This window comes from Pelomonas sp. BJYL3 (assembly GCF_027257975.1).
In the GTDB taxonomy this organism is placed as follows: Bacteria; Pseudomonadota; Gammaproteobacteria; order Burkholderiales; family Burkholderiaceae_C; genus Roseateles_B; species Roseateles_B flavus.
Map to the genome: position 1 here is coordinate 141985 of NZ_JANZKX010000001.1, position 22375 is coordinate 164359.

The 22375-nt window shown below is 69.7% G+C and carries 16 protein-coding genes and 1 other RNA gene; 7 read left to right on the forward strand and 10 right to left on the reverse strand.

The genetic code is table 11. From position 1 onward, the window contains the following. Window positions 1–15 precede the first annotated feature (15 nt). The 5 genes from O9Y01_RS00645 to dnaX form a co-directional block, all read right to left on the reverse strand. The gene (locus O9Y01_RS00645) at window positions 16–879 is read right to left on the reverse strand and encodes an alpha/beta hydrolase (RefSeq protein ID WP_269629569.1); all 864 of its coding nucleotides are present in this window, start codon (window positions 877–879) and stop codon (window positions 16–18) included. A gap of 129 nt (window positions 880–1008) precedes the next feature. Then, window positions 1009–1401 (reverse strand): MAPEG family protein, encoded by a 393-nt coding sequence (locus tag O9Y01_RS00650; RefSeq protein WP_269629570.1) that lies wholly within the window; start codon window positions 1399–1401, stop codon window positions 1009–1011. Window positions 1402–1497: 96 nt separating this feature from the next. Next, a complete protein-coding gene (gene recR / locus O9Y01_RS00655; protein ID WP_269629571.1) occupies window positions 1498–2079 on the reverse strand; it encodes a recombination mediator RecR in 582 nt (193 codons plus the stop codon). Between the two features lie 248 nt (window positions 2080–2327). After that, a complete protein-coding gene (locus O9Y01_RS00660) occupies window positions 2328–2657 on the reverse strand; it encodes a YbaB/EbfC family nucleoid-associated protein (RefSeq protein WP_269630515.1) in 330 nt (109 codons plus the stop codon). Between the two features lie 70 nt (window positions 2658–2727). Then, the gene (gene dnaX / locus O9Y01_RS00665; protein ID WP_269629572.1) at window positions 2728–4896 is read right to left on the reverse strand and encodes a DNA polymerase III subunit gamma/tau; all 2169 of its coding nucleotides are present in this window, start codon (window positions 4894–4896) and stop codon (window positions 2728–2730) included. A gap of 79 nt (window positions 4897–4975) precedes the next feature. On the opposite strand from dnaX, the gene O9Y01_RS00670 reads away from it, so the two are divergent. Together O9Y01_RS00670 and O9Y01_RS00675 are read left to right on the forward strand one after the other, a co-directional pair. Further along, window positions 4976–6100: an AIR synthase-related protein gene (locus O9Y01_RS00670; RefSeq protein ID WP_269629574.1), complete on the forward strand. Its 1125-nt coding sequence runs from the start codon at window positions 4976–4978 to the stop codon at window positions 6098–6100. A 135-nt stretch (window positions 6101–6235) separates the two neighbouring features. After that, a complete protein-coding gene (locus O9Y01_RS00675; RefSeq protein WP_269629575.1) occupies window positions 6236–6616 on the forward strand; it encodes a SirB2 family protein in 381 nt (126 codons plus the stop codon). 18 nt (window positions 6617–6634) lie between these two features. On the opposite strand, the gene O9Y01_RS00680 is transcribed toward O9Y01_RS00675, so the two are convergent. Beyond that, window positions 6635–7072, reverse strand: coding sequence for a hypothetical protein (locus tag O9Y01_RS00680; RefSeq protein WP_269629576.1), 438 nt, complete (start codon window positions 7070–7072; stop codon window positions 6635–6637). Between the two features lie 279 nt (window positions 7073–7351). Here O9Y01_RS00680 and ffs point away from each other — a divergent pair. Then, window positions 7352–7449, forward strand: an RNA gene (gene ffs / locus O9Y01_RS00685) — signal recognition particle sRNA small type. 91 nt (window positions 7450–7540) lie between these two features. Here the strand turns inward: ffs and O9Y01_RS00690 are convergent. The 4 genes from O9Y01_RS00690 to O9Y01_RS00705 form a co-directional block, all read right to left on the reverse strand. After that, a complete protein-coding gene (locus O9Y01_RS00690) occupies window positions 7541–9955 on the reverse strand; it encodes a serine/threonine protein kinase (protein WP_269629577.1) in 2415 nt (804 codons plus the stop codon). A 39-nt stretch (window positions 9956–9994) separates the two neighbouring features. Further along, entirely contained in the window at window positions 9995–11896 is a 1902-nt protein-coding gene (locus O9Y01_RS00695; protein WP_269629578.1) for a serine/threonine protein kinase, read from the reverse strand. Window positions 11897–12079: 183 nt separating this feature from the next. Further along, window positions 12080–16084: an ATP-dependent RNA helicase HrpA gene (hrpA, locus tag O9Y01_RS00700; RefSeq protein WP_269629579.1), complete on the reverse strand. Its 4005-nt coding sequence runs from the start codon at window positions 16082–16084 to the stop codon at window positions 12080–12082. Window positions 16085–16317: 233 nt separating this feature from the next. Further along, window positions 16318–16707: a VOC family protein gene (locus O9Y01_RS00705; RefSeq protein ID WP_269629580.1), complete on the reverse strand. Its 390-nt coding sequence runs from the start codon at window positions 16705–16707 to the stop codon at window positions 16318–16320. Window positions 16708–16834: 127 nt separating this feature from the next. On the opposite strand from O9Y01_RS00705, the gene argA reads away from it, so the two are divergent. The 4 genes from argA to O9Y01_RS00725 all read left to right on the forward strand — a co-directional run bounded on the left by argA (window position 16835) and on the right by O9Y01_RS00725 (window position 22360). Continuing rightward, window positions 16835–18172: an amino-acid N-acetyltransferase gene (gene argA, locus O9Y01_RS00710; RefSeq protein WP_269629582.1), complete on the forward strand. Its 1338-nt coding sequence runs from the start codon at window positions 16835–16837 to the stop codon at window positions 18170–18172. Window positions 18173–18278: 106 nt separating this feature from the next. Continuing rightward, on the forward strand, window positions 18279–18551 hold the full coding sequence (locus O9Y01_RS00715) for an oxidative damage protection protein (RefSeq protein ID WP_183102724.1): 273 nt from the start codon (window positions 18279–18281) through the stop codon (window positions 18549–18551). 230 nt (window positions 18552–18781) lie between these two features. Further along, window positions 18782–19084 (forward strand): H-NS histone family protein, encoded by a 303-nt coding sequence (locus O9Y01_RS00720; protein ID WP_183102723.1) that lies wholly within the window; start codon window positions 18782–18784, stop codon window positions 19082–19084. 309 nt (window positions 19085–19393) lie between these two features. Further along, entirely contained in the window at window positions 19394–22360 is a 2967-nt protein-coding gene (locus tag O9Y01_RS00725; protein ID WP_269629583.1) for a putative bifunctional diguanylate cyclase/phosphodiesterase, read from the forward strand. Window positions 22361–22375: the final 15 nt, after the last annotated feature.

A 22375-nucleotide genomic window follows, 5' to 3' on the forward strand; every position in this document is an offset into this window, starting at 1 on the left:
GCTGCGCCTCCCCGGTCAGGAATTCGCCGGCTTGAGCAGCCGGCGCATCGCCAGCAGAGCCGCCGGGTGATACACGGTGGCATGGCCCTCGCCGGCCATGGGCTGGTAATGCCAGTCCAGGCCCTGAGGGCGCAGGCGCCGCAGGCCGGCCACGAAACGGCGGATGGGCGCGGTGTTGCCGTCCTTGTCGGCACTGGCGATGAAGAGGCGGTGCCCCGCCAGGCCTGCGGCCTGGGCCGGCAGGTCCTTCAGCAGCTGCTCGTGGTTCCACCACAGGCTGGGGTCGATCGCGATGCCGGTGCCGAACAGCTGCGGTGCCTGCAGCATCGTCTCCAGCACAAAGAGCCCGGCCAGCGACTCGCCGATGATGGCGCGCTCGGCCGTGCAGCGGTAGCGCGTGTGCAGCAGCGGCAGCAACTCCTCGGCCAGAAAGCGCCGGAAGGCCGCCGAGCCGCCAATCTGCGGCGCGATGACGCGGTCCCGCGCATCCGCGCTGGGCGGCGTGAGATCGCGGCGGCGCTGGGTGTTCTCGATGCCCACCAGGATGTGCGGCCGCACCGTGCCGTTGGCAACGCCCACCTGCAGCAGGCCTGCCACATGCGGGAAGTCCTCGGCCATGCCGCCATCGGGCATCAGCAGCAGGGGCAGGCGCAGGCCCTCCTGCTGCAGGTAGGGCTCGGGCAGGTAGACGTTGATGCGGCGCGTTTCGCCCAGCACCACCGAGGGCAGCAGCAGGCTTTCGCCGCCCAGCCGAAGGGGCTCGACCGCGCTCGGCTCCAGGGAGGGGTCCGCCGCGGCTAGGCTCCGTCCGGAGAGAAGCGGCGTGCCGGTGGCCAGGGCCAGGGCCCGGAGCAGATGCAGGCGTCGTTGCGTGTTCATGGCGGGCAACTTTAAGCGTGATGGGGCCCGCGGTCGTGCGGGCGCCAGCGGGTCCGCGCGTGGCCGGCGCGCCAGGCGCACACGGGCTCGCTCCCGGGGTCAGGTCTTGCCGGGGTCAGGTCTTGCGGTTCAGCGCAGGAAGAACAGCCCGATCGAGCAGGCCAGGCCCAGGGCCCAGATGAGGGAGCGCAGCGTGGCCAGGTCGGCCAGGTAGACGCCGATATAGACCAGGCGCACACCGATGAAGGCGGCGGCCAGGAGGTCGATGCGGTCCTGCGGCGCTTGCATCTGCTGCGCCGCCAGCACGCCGGCGATGAACAGCGGCAAGGCCTCGAAGCTGTTGGCCTGCGCTGCGTTGGCGCGGGCCTGCCAGCCCTGCAGGCCGGCCATCCAGCTGCGCGGATCGTGGTTGTCATAGCCGCCGTCGCGACGGCGCTTGCCGAAGCCCCTGGACTTCGCCAGGCCGGCGCAGACGATGGGCAGCAGCGCTGCGACGATGATGCAGGTGTTGGCGAGGGTCATGTCTTGCCTTTCTCGGCAGAGTTCGGGGCTGGACTGTGCCGCCGGGTCGGGGGCAGGCGCGGGGCCTGATGCGCGCCCTGAAGCGGGCACCGACGCTCAGCGCCGGTCCACCAGGGCGTGCGCGATGGTACCCAGATCCACGTATTCCAGCTCGCTGCCCACCGGCACGCCGCGTGCCAGGCGCGTGGCCTTGATCCCGCGCGAGCGCAGGGCCTGGGCCAGCACGTGGGACGTGGCTTCACCCTCGGCGGTGAAGCTGGTGGCCAGGATGACCTCCTCGAGCGCGCCGTCCTGGGCCCGCTCCAGCAGCTGGCTCACGCCGATCTCCCGACCGCCGATGCCATCCAGCGGGCTCACCCGCCCTTGCAGCACGAAGTAGTAGCCGCGGTAGGAGCCCGTGCGTTCCAGCGCCGCCTGGTCCGCGGGCGTTTCAACGACGGCCAGCAGCCGCGCATCCCGCCCCTCGTCCTGGCAGATCTCGCACAGGCCGGCCTCGCTGAAGGTGTAGCAGCGCTCGCAGTGCCCCACCCGCTCCCCTGCCGCCCGCAGTGCCTCCGACAGACGCACCGCGCCCGCCCGGTCATGCTGCAACAGGTGATAGGCCATCCGCTGCGCCGACTTCTGCCCCACACCCGGCAGGCAGCGCAGCGCATCGATCAATTGCTCAAGTGCGTTCAATGAGGTGACTTCCGTGGACGGGCCCTAGCGGCTCCAACGTGCTCCGCAGCGCCCCATCTCCGCACCGCAGCCCAACCGAGCGACAGCCGAGAATCCAGCTTCGCCGGGCGTAGAGCGTTGGCTACTCAAGGGACAAAGCAGCCCGAAGGGCGCCCCGTGCCTTATCCAGCGACATCCGGGGATCCGGCTTTGCAGGGCCCTCGGATGTGCCCCCTGAGGGGGCGCGCGCAGCGCGTAGGGGGGGAGCCTTAGAAAGGAAACTTCATGCCAGGAGGCAGGGGCATCCCGGCCGTGAGCTTGCCCATCTTCTCAGTGCTGACCTGCTCGGCGCGGCGCACGGCGTCGTTGAAGGCGGCTGCGACGAGGTCTTCCAGCATGTCCTTGTCATCGGCCAGCAGGCTGGGGTCGATGGTGACGCGCTTGACGTCGTGCTTGCAGGTCATCAGGACCTTGACCAGACCGGCGCCGGACTGGCCTTCCACCTCGACCAGGGCCAGTTCGTCCTGGGCCTTCTTGAGGTTGTCCTGCATGGCCTGCGCCTGTTTCATCAGGCCGGCAAGTTGACCCTTCATCATGATTCACACTCCTGGTTTCGTTGTCAGTGTCAAAGGCTGAGCGCCTGGCTCGGAGCAGCCTACGCTCCGGCGCTCAGTGAGGCTTGATGGACCCGGGCACGATGCGTGCCGTCTTGAACTGCGCCAGCAGTTCCTTGACCAGCGGGTCCTCGAGGATGATCTGTTCGGCGCGGCGCTGCCGGGCCTGGGCCTCGGTGGCCTCGCGCAGCGCCGGGGAATCGGTGGCGACGCCGGCCTCGAGCTCGATGCGCACCTCCGCCTGCAGATGGGCGGCCAGCGCGGCCTGCAGCTTGTCCTTCAGTGCCGGTTGGCGCAGCGAATCGCGCTCCACCCGGAAGCGCCACTGCTGCGGCTGCACGCTCTCGTCGATGGCCAGGCACTCCGCCTGCATGCCCAGTTCACGCGGCAGCGCGGTCAGGCCCAGCTGCTTCATGACGCCGGCCCAGCGCTCGCCCAGGGCCGTGGCCTGCAGGGCAATCGTTCCGCCGGCGGTGGAGGCATAGCCACCTTCGCCGCGCGGGCTGGGCTCGGGCAGGTCCAGGCCCGCGTCGGAGGACATGACCGCGCCGTCCTCGTCCGCGGGAGGCGCGTCCAGCCAGGGCGGGGGTTCGTCCCCCTCCGCCTCAGGCGCGTCGGCATGGACCACCGGGCGCGGGCGCAGGCGGGCACTCGGGGAGACGGCCTCGCCAGAACGCGTACGGGCCAGGATGCCTTGCGCCGGCGCCGGGGCCTGGGCCTGGGCCTGGGCCGCTGCCGGCTTCTGAGGTTCTTCGGCCTTGGACAGGACCTGCTGCGGCTCCAGCGGAGGCTCGCCAGCCGGCTCCACGGGCCCCTGCGCCGCTGCAGCGGGCTCGGCCGGCACTGCGTCGGCGGCGGCCTCGCCCGGAGAAACTGGGGCTGGCGCGGTATGGGGCATTGCCAGGGCCGCGGGGGCAGACGCGGCCTCGGTGACAGCCGCCGCGGGCGCAGCAGCCATGGGCGCCGCAGCAGGCGCCGCAGCAGGCTCGGCGGCCGGCATGCGCGCCGGCACCGCCATGGCGGCGGCAGCGGCAGGCCGCAGCAGGGGCGCCGCGGCTGCGGAAGACGAGGTCGATGCCACAGGCGCGGCAGCAGGCGTGCTGCCGGCGCTCAGGCCCGCCCCGCCCCGGGGACGAAAGGCCAGCATGCGCAGCAGCACCATCACCAGGCCGGCATATTCGTCCGGCGCCAGCGGCAGTTCCTGGCGGCCGTGCAGGGCCATGCTGTACATCAGCTGGATCTCGTCGGACGGCAGGGCAGCGGCCAGGCGCTGGGCCTCGGCGCTGTCCGGGTCCTGCGGGTCGAGGGCGCCAGGCGCCGCCTGGGCGATGGCCATCTGCTGCAGGGCCGTGGCCAGGTCTTCCAGCGTGCCGGCCGCGGAGAGGCCCAGGTCACGCAGACGGTCCGCCGCGGCCACGACGGCCGGGCCGTCCGCCGCGATCAGGGCGTCGAGGATGGCGATCACATGGCTGCGGTCCACCGTGCCCAGCATCTGGCGCACGCCGTCCTCGCTGAGCGTGCCCGAACCGAAGGCGATGGCCTGATCGGTCAGCGAGAGCGCATCGCGCATGGAACCGCGCGCTGCACGGGCCAGCAGGCGCAGCGAGCCGGCATCCACCGGCACCTGCTCCGCCTCCAGCACGCGGCCCAGGTGCATCTGCACGTTCTGCGGCGCCATGGGGCGCAGGTTGAACTGCAGGCAGCGCGACAGCACGGTCACCGGCACCTTCTGCGGGTCGGTGGTGGCGAGCACGAACTTGAGGTACTCGGGCGGCTCCTCCAGCGTCTTGAGCATCGCGTTGAAGGCGGTGTTCGAGAGCATGTGGACTTCGTCGATCATGTAGACCTTGAAGCGCCCCACCACCGGCTTGTAGACCGCCTGGTCCAGCAGCTGTGAGATTTCCTCGACGCCGCGGTTGGAGGCGGCATCCAGCTCCACGTAGTCCACGAATCGGCCGGCGTCGATGTCCCGGCAGGCGGGGCAGACGCCACAGGGCTGGGCCGTGATGCCGCCGTTGCCGTCGGTGCCGGTGCAGTTGAGGCTCTTGGCCAGGATGCGCGAGACCGTGGTCTTGCCCACGCCGCGGGTCCCCGTGAAGAGGTAGGCGTGGTGCAGCCGCTGCTGCGTCAGCGCATTGGCCAGCGCCTGCACGACGTGCTCTTGGCCCACCAGTTCCTCGAAACGGTGGGGTCGGTACTTGCGGGCGAGAACCTGGTAGCTCATGGCGGCGGATTCTACGGGCCGGCGGACCCGGCGCCGGGCGCTTCGGGGAAGTCCCGGCCATGACCGATAATCGCGCCCCATGAGCACGCACGCCCCCTCCTCTCCCGACACGCTGAGCTACGAACAGGCCGGCGTCAACTACGACCTCATCGACCCCCTGAAGATCAGCGCCCAGCGCGCCGCCGCGGCCACCGCGGCCCATCTGGGCGGCCATGGTTTCACCGAGGTGAAGGCCTCGCGTGGCGAGTCGGCCTATGTGGTGGACGTGGGCCCCTTCTACCTGGCCTCCATCGTCGAATGCCTGGGCACCAAGACCCTGGTGGCCGATGAGATGTCCAAGCTGACGGGCAAGAGCTTCTACGCCGGCATCGCCCAGGACACCATCGCCATGGCCATCAACGACCTGATCACCGTGGGCGCCACGCCCCTGGTGGTGCAGGCCTACTGGGCCGCCGGCGGCTCGGACTGGTTCGGCGACAAGCTGCGCGCCCAGGCCCTGGTCGAGGGCTGGAAGAAGGCCTGTGACACCTGCCAGGTCGCCTGGGGTGGCGGCGAGACGCCCGCCCTGGCCGGCATCGTCGAGGAAGGCCGCATCGACCTGGCCGCCTCCTGCACCGGCCTGATCAATCCCAAGGAGCGCCTCTCGGTGGGCGACAAGCTCGGCGCCGGCGATGCCATCGTGCTGCTGGCCTCCAGCGGCATCCATGCCAACGGCCTGTCCCTGGCCCGCAAGCTGGTCGAGCGCCTGCCCCAGGGCTACCTCACCGAAATCAGCCCCGGCCTGAGCTATGGCGAGGCCCTGCTGGCGCCCACGGTGCTGTACTCGCCCGTCACCGAGGCCCTGTACAAGGCCGGGATCATCCCGCACTACTGCGCCAACATCACCGGCCACGGCTGGCGCAAGCTGCTGCGCCACCCCGGCCAGTTCACCTACCGCATCCACACGGTGCCGCCGGTCACGCCGGTGCTCAAGTTCATGCAGGAGCATGCCAAGCAGGACGACCGCGAGGCCTACTCCACGCTGAACATGGGGGCAGGTTTTGCCATCTTCGTGCCAGCAGACCAGGCCGCGAAGGTGGTCGAGATCTCCAAGGCCTGCGGCATCGACGCCTGGGTGGCGGGTCAGCTCGAAGAGGGCGAGAAGCAGTTGCTGATCGAGCCGCTCAACATCCGCTTCAGCGACGACGACCTCCAGCTGCGCTGAGCGCCCCGCTCCTCAGCCAAGACCTGCCCCGGCGCTGCGCCTCGGCAGGTTTTTTCATGCCTGCATCCAGGCCAGCCCGGCTTGACAGCCCCGCGCCGGCCGGCACAAGCTCCCCCTCAGAGGAGACCCAAGAAGATGGACTGGTTCTACAGCCAGATGGTGTTCATCCACAGCCTGCTGGCCTGGTGCAGCGTGGGGCTGTTCCTGATCCGCGGCCTGGCCTTCCAGTTCGGGGCCGAATGGTCCATGGACGTCCGGCTGCGCTCGGTGGTCTTCGGCGTGGACACCATGCTCACCGTCTGCGGCCTCAGCCTCTGGGGCTCCATCGGCTACTCCCTCACCCGCGACACCTGGCTCACCGCCAAGCTGATCGCCCTGGTGGGCTACACGGTCTGCGCGCACTGGGCCATGGGGCGCGGCGAGTTCCGCCTGCTGGGCTATCTGCTGGCCCTGCTGCTGCTGGCCTACATGATGGGCGCGTCCATCAGCCGCTCACCGTGGCTGGGCCTGGCCTGAGGCGGGGCGAAGCGCTGGTCAGGCCGACAGGCGCCAGCCCTGGGCCCACAGGGCCTGCACGGCGGCACGGCGCAGGGACTGCAGCAGCGCGGCGGGGCGCTCACCGGCGCAGGCCTTCAGGGCGGGGCTGATCCACAGCGGGCCGGTGTCGCGGCCCAGGCGGGGCTGGCCATGGCGATCGGCGCGGAAGAGCGCGAGACGCCAGGCGGGGTTCAGCGAGCCCTGCGTGCCCTCCTCGGCCAGCACGCCGCACCAGTCGCCAGCCTGCAGACGATGGGCCGCGGCGAGGATGTCCGCCAGGCTGGGCTGGCCCTGCCATTCGGCCACGACATGCCCTTGCGGATCGCGGAGCAGGCGGCTCTGGGTGCGGGCGATGGAGGGAGTGCTGCGCAGCCAGTGGCGCGAGGCGGCGGCGTGGCCGCTGAGGAGGCGATCGAAATCGGCGAGACCGTGCATGAAAAAACTCCGAGTGCCCTCATCACCGGCGTTTGCCGGCCCGGGGCATCATCGGAGCCGCAACGCTTTAGCCGTACTTGTTGACCGCCCGCAAGTAGTTGGTAAATCGGCGGTGTGCCGGACAGATGTCGCAGCACGGGTCGAATTCTACAGGCCTCGCGCCCGGCAATGGAAGGCCTCGGCGCGGCAGCGCTCGTGCACTCCTGCGCGAAGCGAGGCATAGGACGGTATCGACCGGCTTTCCCGGGAGTGCCTCGCTGATCGCATACAATGCGCGCTGACGGGCCTCCTCGCATGGAAGCGCGGCCAACCGGGTCAGGTGGGGAACCAAGCAGCCCTAACCGTTGTGACCAGTGCCGGGGGTAAGGCTCGTCAACCCCAACACCAGTGCACGCTGCCTCGCAGCGGCACGCAGAGAACCCGGCCCAGGCCGGGTTTTTTCTTGCCCGGACCGCCCTGGGCCCGGGCTCAGCTCGCCTGCTTGAAGGCCATCACGGCCTGGTTGCGCAGGGTGCGCAGCAGGGAGAGCTCCTTCTCGTCGAGGTTCAGGCTGCCGGCCTCGGCGCGATCGGCGTAGATCATCGCGAAGCTGCTGCCCTTCATCACCAGGGGCAGGATCAGGAAGCTGGCGCCATGCACGCTGCCCTGGAACCAGGCCGGCAGGCGTTCCGCGATGCGGGGCTGGGAGGCGTCGGCGATGAGGGTGTCCGCCCCTTTCTGGCAGACGGCGCTGAACAGGTCGGCCTGCTGGCCCTCGGCCACCTGCAAGGGCACGCGGAACAGGGGCACCACCTGCTCCACCTGCTCGCCCAGGCCGAAGCGGCCGGTCAGGGCGTTGCTGCGCGGATCCCGCAGGCAGAACACCACGCGCCGGAAGCCCAGGCCGCGGTAGATGGTCTCCAGGATCATGCGCAGCACTTCATTGAGCTTGAAGTTCTCCACCATGACGTTGGTGACGTCATGGATGCCGGCGGCCAGCACCTCGGCCGCGGGCTGGCGAGGCGCGGTGGCCGGCGTCATCACCTGCGTGGGTTCGTACAGGGCCGTCGCATGCAGTTCCAGCGGAGACAGGCTGTCATCGTCAGGCGAAGCCGACAGCGGCGCCAGCAGGCGCTGGGCCTGCGAGCTCTTGGGCAGGCGTATCTCCATGGCCTCGGCCAGCTGGGACAGGCGCTGGCGGGCCTGGTCTGCCGCCTGGTCGATGCGCTCGGCGCTGAGGCCCAGGGCACGCGCATAGCGCTGCCCCATGTGGCGGACCTTGGCATGGGCCTCGTTGGGCTCGCTGTGCAGGATCACGTCGGTCACGTCATTGGCCGCCCTCGCCAGCCAGCGCAGGCGCTCGGTGCCCTGCTCCAGCAGACGCGGCGGAGCTTCGCCCTCCGGCCGGCTCATGCCGCGCTGCAGGGCATCCGGCAGCCCCCACTGGCGGGCCACGCCCAGGCCCAGCTGCTCGAAGCTGAGCCCCAGCACCTGCTGCGAAGCCGCACCCTCGCTGATGGGCGCCGCGGCTGCCGCGCCCTGCCCCCGCTCGGGCCGCACGAAACGGCGGATCTGCTGCGCCTCCTCGGGGAAGTAGAACTCGGTCAGCAGGCGCCCCAGGTTCTGCAGCATGCCCACGAGGAAGGCCTCCTCGCTCTCGCGCTCCGCGGGGCACAGCTCGCGCGCCAGCGAAGCCGCCATCAGCGAGCGCAGGAACTCTTCCCTCAGCACGCGCGCATGGGCCTTGTTCTCCATGCGCTCGAGCAGGATCAGGGACAGGGCCAGGTTGCGGATGCCCGCAAAGCCGATCAGCGCCGCCGCGCGCGACACCGTGCTGATGCTGCCTCCGCCGGCATGCGTGTACTGCACCGTGTTGACCAGGCGCAGCAGCTTGTGGGTCAGGGCCACGTCCTTGAGGATCTCGTTGGACAGGCTGTTGAGGCTCTCGTTCTCCGACGAGGTGATGCGCTGGATGCGCGTCATGGATTCCGACATCGCCGGAAAGTCCGAGCGGTGGCGCATGCGCCGCATGAGGAAGTCCAGCGTGCCGTTGTCGGCCGCGCTGCTGGTGCTCATCACCGGCGGATGCAGCCATTCAGCCAGCGCATCGTGCAGGGCCCGTGCCGTGGGCCAGCGCAGTGCCGGGTCGCGGGCCAGGCCGCGCTGGACGATGGCCCGCAGCGCGTCGTCAACGTCCGGGTCCAGGCCGTCAGGCAGCTGCAGGTCCTCGTCGACCACCCGGCGCACGGCCTTCCAGGGGTCGGGATCGTAGTTGAGGCGCCGGCCGCTGAGCATCTCGGACAGCATCACCGCCACGGCGAAGACGTCCATGACAGGCGACGGCGCCAGGCCCTGCGCCGCCTCCGGCGAGAGATAGCCCGGCGTCCCCACCACCCGGCGGCGATGGCTGGGGTCGCTGGTCCAGTCGGCGATGCCGAAATCCAGGATGCGGGCCCGGCCCTTGGCGTCGATGAGGATGTTGCTGGGCTTGAGGTCCCGGTGCACCACCCCGGTCTCGTGCGCGGCCATCAGGCCATCCAGCACGCCCAGCATCAGCTCCACCGCCTCGCGCGCCTTCATCACGGGGTTGCGCTGCAGCTTCTCCGTCAGCGTGAGGCCCGCCACGTACTCGAAGACCATGTAGGCCTGGCCATCCTGCTGGTCGGCCTCGAAGACCGGCACGATGTGCGGGTGCATCAGGCGGGCCACCGCGCGGGCCTCGTGCAGGCCGGCGTCGATGAGGGCCGGGTCCGCCGCGGGGGCCAGCACCTTCAGGGCGACGTCCCGGTCCAGCCGCGGGTCATGGGCCAGCCACACGGTGGCCTGGGCGCCGTGCCCGAGTTCACGCAACACCCGGAAACGCCCGATCTGCGGTGGTCTGCTGGGGCTGTCGGGTGCGTGCATGGAGGATTGCTGAGGCGAGGTGATCAGGCGGGCGGGATGTCAGCGCTGCTCGGGAAGCGTGTCCGGGGCGGCGTCCTCGCCGGCCAGGCGCCGGCGCAGGGCGGAGGCCTGCGGCCCCTCGGGCGGCACCGAGGGCACGATGGGCGGGATGTCCAGGTTGGCGGTCAGGGTGAGGTTGGCCGAGCCGATCTCGCGCGCGGCCTCGGGGCCATGGCTCGCCACTGCCTCCTTGCGCGCCGTCTCGGGCTTCAGGGCTTCCATCACCTCGCGCAGGCCCAGGCCCAGCACGCGGGCGTAGCGGCGCGTGGCCAGCTCCAGCGCCTGCTTGCGGCGGCCCTCGGGCTGCACCATGGCGTCCACCAGTTCATTGGCGAAGCTGCAGGTGAGCCGGATGATGTCGGTGTCATGGCCGGCGTGGCGCACCGGCGCATCGGGCGAGGCCCGGTGCATCATGTGCTGCACGTCCTCGTCCAGGCCCCAGTAGCGGGCCACGGCACTGCCCAGGGCGTCCAGGTCACAGCCCAGCACCGCGTAGGCGGCGGCCTGCTCGCTCATGCCCGGAGGATGCGGCGCTTCCTCCGTGGGTTCCGGGGGCAGCATCAGCTGGCGGATCTGCTGGGCGTCGTCGGGGAAATGGTATTGCAGCAGCAGGCGCCCCAGGTTCTGCAGCAGGCAGACGAGGTAGATCACTTCGGGGTCGTAGCCCGCCGGTCGCAGGTTCTGCGCGATGAGGCCGGCGCGGTGCACCCGCTTCATCAGGCTGCGCATCACCGTGGCCTGCAACTCGGACATGGGCCCCGGCCAGGGCTTGAGCGAACGCACCGCCGCCTGCAGGCCGTTGAGCCCGATCATCGCGACGGCGCGCTGCATGTTCAGCATGGTGCCGCTGTTGGCGGCGCCGCTCTGCTTGAGCGCGTTGTTGACCCGGCGCAGCAGCTCCAGGGTCAGGGCCATGTCGTCCAGCACCAGGCTGGACAGGGCCGCGGCATGCTGTCCCTCCAGGCCTGCCGCACCCAGGATGCGCGACAGCCGGGCCGAGCTCGCGGGCAGGTGGCCGAAGCGCTGGAGCTTGTCCATCAGCAGGGCGATGGGGCCGCCCTCGTCCTGCTCAGCGGCCGTGCGCCAGCCGTCGAGGGCCCGCAGGAAAGTGCGGGCCTGGTGGTAGCGCTGGCGCGCCTGGCGGTCGGTCGAGCGGTTGGCGATGGCGCGCAGGGCCTCCGGGATGGGGTGCGGGGTCTCCCAGCCCAGGCGCACCAGTTCGCGCCCCTGGGGCTGCATGAGGTCCAGCACCTGGCGCAGGTCGGCCTGGTCCAGCACCGGCTTGCCGCTCAGCAGGCGGTGCAGCAGCAGGCCCGCGCACAGCACGTCCTGCTCGGCCGCCTCACGGACGGCGCTGCGGCTCTGCGTGTTGAAGTCCTGGGCCGTGCCCGTCAGGTCCTGCGCCACCTCCAGGCCGACCAGGCGGATCTGGTCCGTGGCATTGATCAGCACATGGGCCAGCTGCAGATCGCGGTGCACATGGCCGGCCTCGTGGGCATAGGCCAGACCTTCCAGCAGCTGGCTGACCCAGGCAGCAACATCCAGGGGCAGCGGCGCGGGCTGGCGACGCAGGCGCTCCTCCAGCGTTTCGCCCAGCGCGCGGTCGTAGGCCAGGTAGGGCCACAGCTCCACCTCGCCCTGCTCGACGACATGGGCCAGGTTCGGGTGATTGACGCGGGCCCCGGCGTCGGCGGTGCGCTTCCACTGCGCGAGCGCCTCCGCGCTGCCGGGCTTCTCGCGGGGCATGGACAGCAGCAGTTCCTGGCCATTGCGGGGATCGAACACCAGCCACAGCAGGCTGCGCGGCGTCTTGCTGAGCAGGGCACGCAGCTCGAAGCGGCCGAAACGGCGCAAGGGCGCGGCCGGCGCGGCTGTGGCGGTGGTGGCGGGCGTAGAGGACACGGAGACGTTCTGGACCTGGTTAATGTGGGCGGGGCCTGAACGGCCCGCCCCCCAACTTGCTCTATTTGAGCGCGAAGCGCCAGCCGGGCATAGCCTGAACTGGCGCGGGCATGACAGCTTTTTCAGCTTCTCGGCCCGGGCGTGGCGAATTCACGCCGCCGACCTGGGGGGGCTGAGCCCTCTTCAGTGGCTCAGCTGGGTCCAGACCTTCTCCAGACGCTTGACGCTGACGGGCTGGGGTGTGCGCAGCTCCTGCGCGAACAGGCTGACGCGCAACTCCTCCAGCTGCCAGCGGAAATCATCCATCCGCGCGTCCGAGCTGCCTTTGAGCTCGCTCAGCCGGCGCTGCCAGCGCTGCTCCAGCGGCCGGTACTCGGCCATCCACTTGGCATCGCGGGCGGCGTCGGCACGGAGCTTGTCCAGGCGCAGGGTGATGCCCTTGAGGTAGCGCGGGTAGTGCTGCAGCTGGGCCCAGGGCGTCTGCAGCACGAAGCGCTTGCCGCACAGGCGCTGCAGCTGGGCCTGGATGTCCTCGGCCACCTCCTTGGGTGCCCGGCTGTCCTTGAGCTTGCGCAGCGCAGCCTGGTACTCGACAAGCACCGTGCCCGCCAGCCGTGCCACCTCCTGGGCGATCAGGTTGAGCCGCGTGCGGCCCTCCTCGATGCGGGCCTTGAAGCTGAACTCGTCCGTGGGCAGCGGGTCGACCAGGAAGGCGCGGTCCAGGGCCACGTCGATGATCTGGTCCCGCAGTTCCTCGGCCGTGCCCAGGCTCATGAAGGCCACGGCCATCTTCTGCAGGTCGGGGATGTTCTTCTCCAGGTACTTCAGCGGCTCGCGGATCTGCAGTGCGACGAGGCGACGCAGGCCGGCACGGTGCCGGGCGGCGGCCACCTCGGGCTCGTCGAAGACCTCGATCTCCACCTGCGCTCCCTTGTCGATCAGCGCCGGGAAACCGATCAGCGTCTGCCCGCCCTTCTGGATCTCCATCAGCTCGGGCAGCTCGCCGAAGGTCCAGGCGGTGTAGGCCTGGGACGCCTGCTGCGGCTTGGGCGCGGGCATGCGCACCTCCGCGCGCAAGGCCTTGCCGCCACCGGGCGCGGTGATGGGCGCGGGCGCCGGGGCCGCCTCGGGCACGGCCTGGCTCTGCAGCTTCAGCGCGGCCAGGGCCTGGAAGGCCGAGCGCGCCTGGGCGCCCAGCTCGGCCTTCAGGGCCGCCAGGCTGCGCCCCTGGCCCAGCTGGCGGCCGTGCTCGTCCACCACGCGGAAGTTCATGAACAGGTGGGGCGGCACCTGCTCCAGCTTGAAGTCATTGCGCTGCACGGCAATCTGGCTGCGCTCGCGCACGGCCTTGACCAGCACGTCCATGAGGCTGCCCTGGGCGAAGGGGTTCAGCTCGATGAACTCCGCCACGAAGTCCGGCAGCGGCGTGAGCCGCGCGCGGGGCTTCTGGTAGAGGCTCTTGAGCAGGGCCAGGACCTTGGCCTCCAGCATGCCCGGCACCAGCCACTCGCACTGGTCCTCGTTGACCTGGTTGAGCGCGAAGATGGGCACGGTGACGGTGACGCCGTCGCGCGCGTCACCCGGCTGGTGCAGGTACTCGGTCTTGCAGTCCACGCCACCCAGGCGGAGCATCTTGGGGAAGGCGTTGCTGGTGATGCCCGCCGCCTCGTGGCGCATCAGCTCGTCGCGGCTGAGGTGCAGCAGGCGCGGATTGCCTCGGCTGGCCTCGCGGTACCACTTCTCGAACGTCGCCCCGGAGCACACCTCGGCCGGCAACTGATGGTCGTAGTAGGCGTAGATCAGGCCCTCGTCCACCAGCACGTCCTGCCGGCGCGACTTGTGCTCCAGCTCCTCGACCTTGGCGATCTGCTTCTGGTTGTGGGCCAGGAAGGGCAGCTTGGTGTCCCACTCGCCATTGACCAGGGCCTCGCGGATGAAGATGTCGCGGGCGGCCACCGGGTCCACGCGACCGAAGTTCACGCGGCGGTTGTTGTAGATGACGATGCCATACAGCGTGGCGCGCTCCAAGGCCACCACCTCGGCCGCCTTCTTCTCCCAGTGCGGCTCCAGCAGCTGGGTCTTGAGCAGGTGACCGGCCATCGGCGCGATCCAGTTCACGTCGATGTTGGCCAGGCCGCGGCCATAGAGGCGCGTGGTGTCCACCAGCTCGGCCGCCACGATCCAGCGCCCCGGCTTCTTGGACAGATGCGCCCCCGGATGCCGCCAGAACTTGATGCCGCGTGCGCCGAGGTACCACTCGTCGTCGTCGCTCTTGCAGCCGATATTGCCCAGGAAGCCCGCCAGCATCGAGAGATGCACCTGGTCGTAGGTGGCCGGGCTGCCGTTGAGGCGCCAGCCATGCTCGGCCACCACGGTGTGCAGCTGCGAGTGGATGTCCCGCCACTCGCGCACGCGGCGCGGGCTGACGAAGTTGTCCCGCAGCAGCTGCTCGTAGCGGCGGTTGGAGAGCTTGTGTTCGCCCTGCCCGCCCCGGCCTTCCTCGATCCATTTCCAGAGCTTGAGGTAGCCCATGAACTCCGACTTCTCGTCGTCGAACTTCTTGTGCTTCTCGTCGGCCTGCTGCTGCTGTTCCATGGGCCGGTCGCGCACGTCCTGGCCGCTCAGCGCGCTGGCGATGATCAGCACCTCGGTGAGGGCATCACGGCGCTTGGCCTCCAGGATCATGCGGCCCACGCGCGGGTCCAGCGGCAGCTTCGAAAGCTCCTTGCCGATGTCGGTCAGCTCATTGCGGTCGTCCACCGCGCCCAGCTCGGCCAGCAGCTGGTAGCCGTCGGCGATGGCCTTGCGCGGGGGCGGCTCGATGAAGGGGAAGTCCTCGACCGTGCCCAGGTGCAGCGCCTTCATGCGCAGGATCACGCCGGCCAGCGAGGAGCGCAGGATCTCCGGGTCGGTGAAGCGCGGGCGGCCGAGGAAGTCCTTCTCGTCGTAGAGCCGGATGCAGATGCCATTGGCCACGCGTCCGCAGCGGCCGGCGCGCTGGTTGGCCGCCGCCTGGCTCACCGGCTCGATCTGCAGCTGCTCGACCTTGTTGCGATAGCTGTAGCGCTTGACGCGGGCCGTGCCGGCGTCGATGACGTAACGGATGCCCGGCACCGTCAGCGACGTCTCGGCCACATTGGTGGCCAGCACGATGCGCGGCGCGCCGCCGGTCTCGAAGACGCGGTCCTGCTCCTGCTGCGAGAGCCGGGCGAACAGGGGCAGCACCTCCACGCCAGGCGGATGGTGCTTGCGCAGCGCCTCGGCGGCCTCGCGGATCTCGCGCTCGCCGGGCAGGAACACGAGCACATCACCCGAGCCCTCGCGCCACAGTTCGTCCACGCCGTCGCAGATGGCGTTGTTGAGGTCGTATTCGCGGCTTTCCTCGAAAGGCCGGTAGCGCTGCTCGACGGGGAAGGTGCGGCCCGAGACCATCACCACCGGCGCCGGCCCCTTGGCCGAGGCGAAATGCGCGGCGAAGCGCTCGGCATCGATGGTGGCCGAGGTGACGACCACCTTCAGCTCGGGCCGCCGGGCCAGGATCTCGCGCAGATAGCCCAGCAGGAAATCGATGTTGAGGCTGCGCTCGTGCGCCTCGTCGATGATGAGGGTGTCGTAGGCCTTCAGCAGCGGATCGGTCTGCGTCTCGGCCAGCAGGATGCCGTCGGTCATCAGCTTGACGCTGGCGCCCGGCTGCAGGCGGTCCTGGAAGCGGACCTTGTAGCCCACCACCTCGCCCAGCGGTGTCTTGAGCTCCTCGGCGATGCGCTTGGCCACGCTGGAGGCCGCGATGCGCCGCGGCTGGGTATGGCCGATCAGCCCGCCGCCGTTGGCCCGGCCGCGGCCCAGGGCCAGGGCGATCTTGGGCAGCTGGGTGGTCTTGCCCGAGCCTGTTTCGCCGCAGACGATGATCACCTGGTGCTCGCTCATCAGGCGAGCGATCTCCTCCCGACGCGCCGAGACCGGCAGGCTCTCGGGGAAGGTGATGGGAGGCAGCGGATTGGCCGGCGCCTCGCGCTGCGGGCGGCGTTCGCGCGGCCTGGCCGGCGCACCGCCCGCCGGCTCAGCCGCCGGACTGCCGCGCTGCGCGGGCCTGTCCCCGCCGGGGCGGCGCTCACCGGCGCCCGCGGCACGCTCATCGCCCTCCGCCGCAGGCCGCCGGGGCCGGCGTTCCCCTCGGTCAGGACCCATCGCTGCCTGGGCGGGCCGCTCTTGCCGGCGCGGGCGGGAGGGCTGCGCAGACGGCAAGGCAGGCTGGGAGCGTTCAGGCGCCGGCGGCCCGCCGGCTGGATCGGACGGGCGTGCAGAGGCGGCCTCGGCAAAGGCCGCTGCAAGGGCGGAGGGAGGGTTCTTCTTGGAATTCACGGCGCGCGGATTATCCGTGCCCCGCGATGCAATGCCGCAAAGGCAGCGCCGGCCGCCCTTCAGCCCTCACGCGGGAAGTAACTGATGACGTTCACGGTGGCCCCCTGCGGGTCCTGGATGCAGGCCATGCGCCCGACCGTGGGCACGTCCATGGCCGGCATCAGCACCTTGCCGCCCAGGGCTTCGCAGTGACGGATGGTGTCGTCCACGTTGGCAACGGTCACGTAGCAGCCCCAGGCCGGCGGCATGGCCGGTGCGCCCTCGGGGCAGCTGGCCATGCCGCCCACGGCCACCTCGCCGACCTTGGCCACGTAGTACTTGCCCATGGGCATGTCCATGGCCTCGATGGTCCAGCCGAAGAGGCTGCCGTAGAACTCGGCCGCACGGGCGGGATCCTGGGTCATCAATTCGGACCAGCTGAAGGCGCCCGGGGTGGTGAAGACATCCATGATCGATCTCCTGGCAAGGTGAAGTCGGGGGAGGACCATCCTCCCGCCGGCCCTGGACTTGCGCAAGTGCCGGGCCATGGCCCGCCCCCCCCGGGAAAGCCCTGCAGCTGCGGCACAATCGGGGCCCATGAGTCTGGTCTTTCCCCACACCTTCGTGCCCTGGTTCCGCGCCGTGGCGCCCTACATCCACGCCTACCGCGGCGAGACTTTCGTGGTCGGCATGACCGGAGAGCTGGTGGCGGCAGGCAAGCTCAATGCCTTCGTGCAGGACCTGTCCATCATGCACGCCATGGGCATCAACATCGTGCTGGTGCATGGCTTTCGGCCGCAGGTGAACGAGCAGCTCGCCGCCAAGGGCCAGACCTCGCGCTACAGCCATGGCATGCGCGTGACCGACGCCATCGCCCTGGACTGCGCCCAGGAGGCGGCCGGCCAGCTGCGTTTCGAAATCGAGGCGGCATTTTCCCAGGGCCTGCCCAATACCCCCATGGCAAATGCCGCCGTGCGGGTGGTGTCGGGCAATTTCCTGACTGCGCGGCCCGTGGGTATCGTCGACGGCGTGGATTTCCAGCACAGCGGCCTTGTCCGCAAGGTGGACGCCACCGCCATCCAGCGCGCCCTGGATACCGGCGCCGTGGTGCTGCTGTCGCCCTTTGGTTTCTCCCCCACCGGCGAGGCCTTCAATCTCAGCATGGAAGACGTGGCCACGAGCACGGCCATTGCCCTGCAGGCGGACAAACTGCTGTTCGTCTGTGAAGTGGCCGGCGTGCCGGAAAATCCGGGCGATCCCGACAGCGCCATCGATACCGAATTGGCCCTGGCCGACGCCGAGCGCATGCTGGCCGGCAAACCCGCGCCCACGGATCCCCTGGACGTGAATTTCTACCTGCAGCATTGCGTTAAGGCCTGCCAGGCCGGCGTGGAGCGTTCCCACATATTGCCGCTGGCGGTGGACGGAGCCCTGCTGCAGGAGGTTTACACCCACGACGGCATCGGCACCATGGTGGTGGACGAGAAACTCGAAAGCCTGCGCGAGGCCAATGCCGACGACATCGGCGGCATCATCGCCCTGATCGAGCCCTTCGAACGCGACGGCACGCTGGTCAAGCGCGATCGCACGGAAATCGAGCGGGATATCGAGCTCTATTCCGTGATCGAGCACGATGGCGTGATATTCGGTTGCGCGGCCCTCTATCCCTACGTGGAGGCCAAGACTGCCGAAATGGCGGCTCTCACCGTCTCGCCTGCCGTGCAAGGTCAGGGTGACGGCGACCGCATCCTCAAGCGCGTGGAACAGCGCGCCAAGGCCATGGGCCTTAACAGCATCTTCGTGCTGACCACCCGCACCATGCACTGGTTCATCAAGCGCGGTTTCGCGCAAGTGGACCCGGACTGGCTGCCCGAGGAACGCAAGCGCAAATACAACTGGGACCGCCGCTCCCAGGTGCTGGTCAAGAAGCTCTGAGCCCTTCCCGGACCTCGCCTTCCCGACCCCAGTTTCCCCAGGTTTTTCAGCCGCGCGCTACAGTGCGGCATTGCATTCAACCCCACCGATTTCGACGAGGAATACCATGGCCCGCACCGTGCAATGCACCTATCTGAACAAGGAAGGCGAAGGCCTGGACTTTGCGCCCTATCCGGGCGAGCTGGGCAAGCGCATCTACGAGAACGTCAGCAAGGAAGCCTGGCAGCTCTGGATGAAGCACCAGACCATGCTGGTGAATGAAAACCGCCTCAATCTTGCAGACCAGCGCGCTCGCCAGTATCTGGCCCGCCAGATGGAACAGTTCTTCTTTGGCGGCGGCGCCGAACAGCCCGCCGGATACGTGCCCCCTTCCGCCTGAGGCCGGATAACCCGGCACCAGCCGCCAGAGTGCAGGCCAGGAACTTCCTGGCCTTTTTTTCGCCCCTGCACCGGGAAAATGCGGGGAGAGAAACCCGCAGAACGCCCCCGCTTCGTTGCAAAAAAATCAAATCCTGCAGGGACATAATCCCGCCTGCACACGATCAGGAATATTTATCTACAATTCCGGGCAGAGACAATTCGTTCTCGTTACCGCGCGAGGGTTGCAAAATGGCTTCATCACTGAAGGAATTGCTGGCTCAACGAGCCGCACTGGATCAGCAAATTGCTGAAACCAAGGACAAGGAACGCAGCGAGGCCATCGCCAAGGTCCGCTCGCTGATGGCTGATTACGGCCTGACCGCGGCCGATCTCGGCTCGCGCCCGCCCAAGGCCGCCAAGGCGGCCAGCAAGGTGGCGGCCAAGTACCGCAACCAGGCCACCGGCGAAAGCTGGAGCGGCCGTGGCCTGCAGCCCAAGTGGCTGAAGGCGGCCATTGCCGCCGGTGCCAAGCTGGAAGACTTCCACGTCTGAAGACCGGCCCCAGACCGAGGCAAAAAGCGGCTGCGGCCGCTTTTTTCTTGCCCGGCGCCTGCCCCGGCACCACGCCGCCGGCCGGGTCTGCAGCACGCCATCCGGGCAATCCCGCCCCCTCGCCTGAGTGGCCGGGCCGACGGCGCCTCCCGAGACCCGGCTGCTAGCATGGCCTGATCCACCCCGTGTGCCCGCGCCCTCGAAGGGCGCCTCACCCTTCCGAGTCAGCCTCGCTTGACTGTCCGCAATGCCAGGCCGGCGCGCCACGCCAGCAGCCCCTACGCCCAAAGCCTTGCCGTCGCGGCAGGGGTGTCCGTCCTTCTTTACCTGCTGATCCGCCTCTCGCAGCGCCTGCATCTGCCGGTGGACCATGCCTGGACCCAGGCCGGACTGGTGAGCCTGGTGCTGATCGGCCTGCTGCGCGGGCGCTGGGCCACGCTCCCCCTGCTCGGCCTTGGCACCTTCGGGATGCTGCAGCTGCAGGCCTCCAGCGGCCTGGCAGCCCTGTCCCAGACGCTGAACGCACTGCTCGCGGGCGCGGCCGCCCACGCCTTTCTTCTCAGGCAGGACTTCAAGCAATCCCTGGACGACAGCCGGGACCACGAGCTGGGCCTCGTGGCCTGCCTGCTGATCGCCGCACCGCTGGCCGGCCTGCTGCCGCTGATGCCAGGCATCGAGGGCTTTGAACACCGCTGGACGGCATGGCGCAGCGAACCCGCCGCCGCCGGCCTGACCCTCTTGTTCCGCTGGGCCGCCAGCAGCACGGCGCTCACCCTGACGCTGCCGCTGGTGCTGAGCCTGCACCCGCGGCCCGGCAGCACGCGTGAGCCCGCCTCCACCGGCGCCATCGCGGCCGCATTGGCCTTGACCCTCTGCCTGGCCTCGAGCTGGCTGCTGCACTGGCCGCCCCTGCCCGCGCTGTGGCTGGTGCTGCTGACCCTGCTGGCCTGGCAGTCGCCCCCCTGGATCAGCAGCCTCGCCGCCCTGGCCGTGGCCACCAGCCTGGGACTGCACCACGGCGCCGAGGGCCTGGCCGAGGCCATGGAACACGGCGACGAGCCACCGCTGGAGATGGCCTGCGAGCTCCTGGCCGCCGCCATGCTGCCGATGATCGTGCAGCTGATGCGGGCGCGGCAGCGCCAGCAGCTGCAGCAATGGCAGACGCTGTTCGATGCCGGCGGGCTGGGCCTCATGGTCTGGCGCGCCAGCGAGCAGTTGCCGCGACTCAGCCTGCGCTGGCAGGCCTTGAGCGGCCATCGCGGCGGCAAGGACCTCGAGCAGTGGCTGGAGCATGCCCACCCCCTGGATCGCCCCCGCGTGGCCCAGGCCCAGGAGCGCCTGCTCCAGAGCGAGGACGGTGACGCCCAGAGCGCCAACGTGGAACTGCGCGTGCGGCCCGCAGGCGAATGGCGCTGGCTGCACTGGCATGCCCAGGTCATGGAGCGCGACACCTACGGCCATCCGGCCCTGATGGTGGCCAGCCTGCGCGACATCACCAGCCTCAAGGTCGCCCGCGAGCGCGAGCAGCTCAGCGCCCACCTGTTCCAGACCGTGCACGAGGGCATCCTCGTGAGCGACCCGCAGCACCGGGTCGTGGACATGAACCCCAGCAGCTGCGCCATCCTCGGCCGCGACCGCGAGTCCCTGATCGGCACGCCCTGCCTGCTGGTGGATCCCGAGCTGCTGCAGCACAACGGCATCCAGCCGGATGCCCTGACAGAAGCACTGTCCCACCAGGGCCAGTGGGAAGGGCCGCTTCGCCTGCGCAATGCCAAGGGGCAGACCAAGGTGCTGCAGGTCCGGCTGACCCTGCTCCATGACGATGACGGCCTGCTTCGCTACCACGTCTTCGCCCTGCAGGACCGCACGCAGGAGGAGTGGCAGCAGAACCAGCTGCTGCGCCAGAACCAGTTCGACGCCCTCACCGGCCTGCCCAACCAGGCCAGCTTCGTGGTGCAGCTGGGCCAGGCGCTGGAGCTGGCGCGCAGCGAGGGCTTCATGCTGTGCGTCTGCAATCTGGACCTGGACCATTTCAGCGCCATCAACGAACGCCAGGGCCGCCCCGCCGGGGACCAGACCCTGGTGGAGATGGCCCGGCGCCTGCGCAGCAGCCTGCGCCGCACCGAGCGCTGGACCGACCAGCTGGCGCGCATCGGTGGTGACGGCTTCGCGCTGATCCTGCGCTGCCGCAACGCGGAAGAGGCGCGGCTGGCGCTGGCCCGGCTGCTGGACGTGGTGCGTGCGCCGCTCTACGACATCGCCCCCGGCAGCCCGCTGCACCTCACCGCCAGCCTGGGCGCCACCCTGTTCCCGCAGGATGCCTCGGACACCGAGACCCTGATGCGCCATGCCGCCCATGCCCTGTACCGCGTGAAGCGCTCGGGCCGCGACGGCTTCGAGCTCTTCGACACCGACAAGCGCCAGCGCAGCGAAGCCAAGGTGCTGGCCCTGGGTCGCATGCAGGAAGCCCTGGACCTGGGCGAGCTGCAGCTGCATTTCCAGCCCAAGGTGGACCTGCGCCGCGGCAAGGTGCTGGGCATGGAGGCCCTGCTGCGCTGGCATGACCCCGAGCGCGGCCTGCTGCTGCCGGGGCACTTCCTGCCCCTGGTCGAGCACACGGGCCTGGGCGTGCGGATCGGCGACTGGGTCATCGAGCAGGCGCTGAAGCAGGCCGAGCAATGGGCGGCCGACGGGCGCCCGCTGCGGATCGCAGTCAACGTCACCGCGCGGCACCTGCAGTCACCCGACTTCGCTCAGCGCCTGGACGAGCTGCTGGCACGCCACCGCCCAGGCCTGGCCCGGCTGCTGATGCTGGAGGTGCTGGAATCGGCCGCCCTGGCGGACGTGGCCGCGACCCAGCGGCTGATCGAGCACTGCCGCGGCCTGGGCGTGCAGTTCGCCCTCGACGACTTTGGCACCGGCTACTCCAACCTCAGCTACCTCAAGCAGCTGCCGGTGGATTTGCTCAAGATCGACCGCTCCTTCGTCCAGCAGATGCTCAGCGATGCCCACGACCGCGCCCTGGTGGAGGGCGTGATCAGCCTGGCCCGCACCTTCGGCTGCGACGTGATCGCCGAGGGCGTGGAATCGTCCGCCCATGCCCAGGCCCTGCTGGCGCTGGGCTGCGAACAGGGGCAGGGCCATGGCATCGCCAGCGCGATGCCGGCCGAGCTGGTGCCGATCTGGGTACAGGCCTTCGAGCGTTCGCCCGACTACGACGGCCGCATCAGCGTCCCCGCGCCAATGAGCGAGTTCGCCCCCGCCGGCCAGGCCTAGGGACAGCCGGCGAGC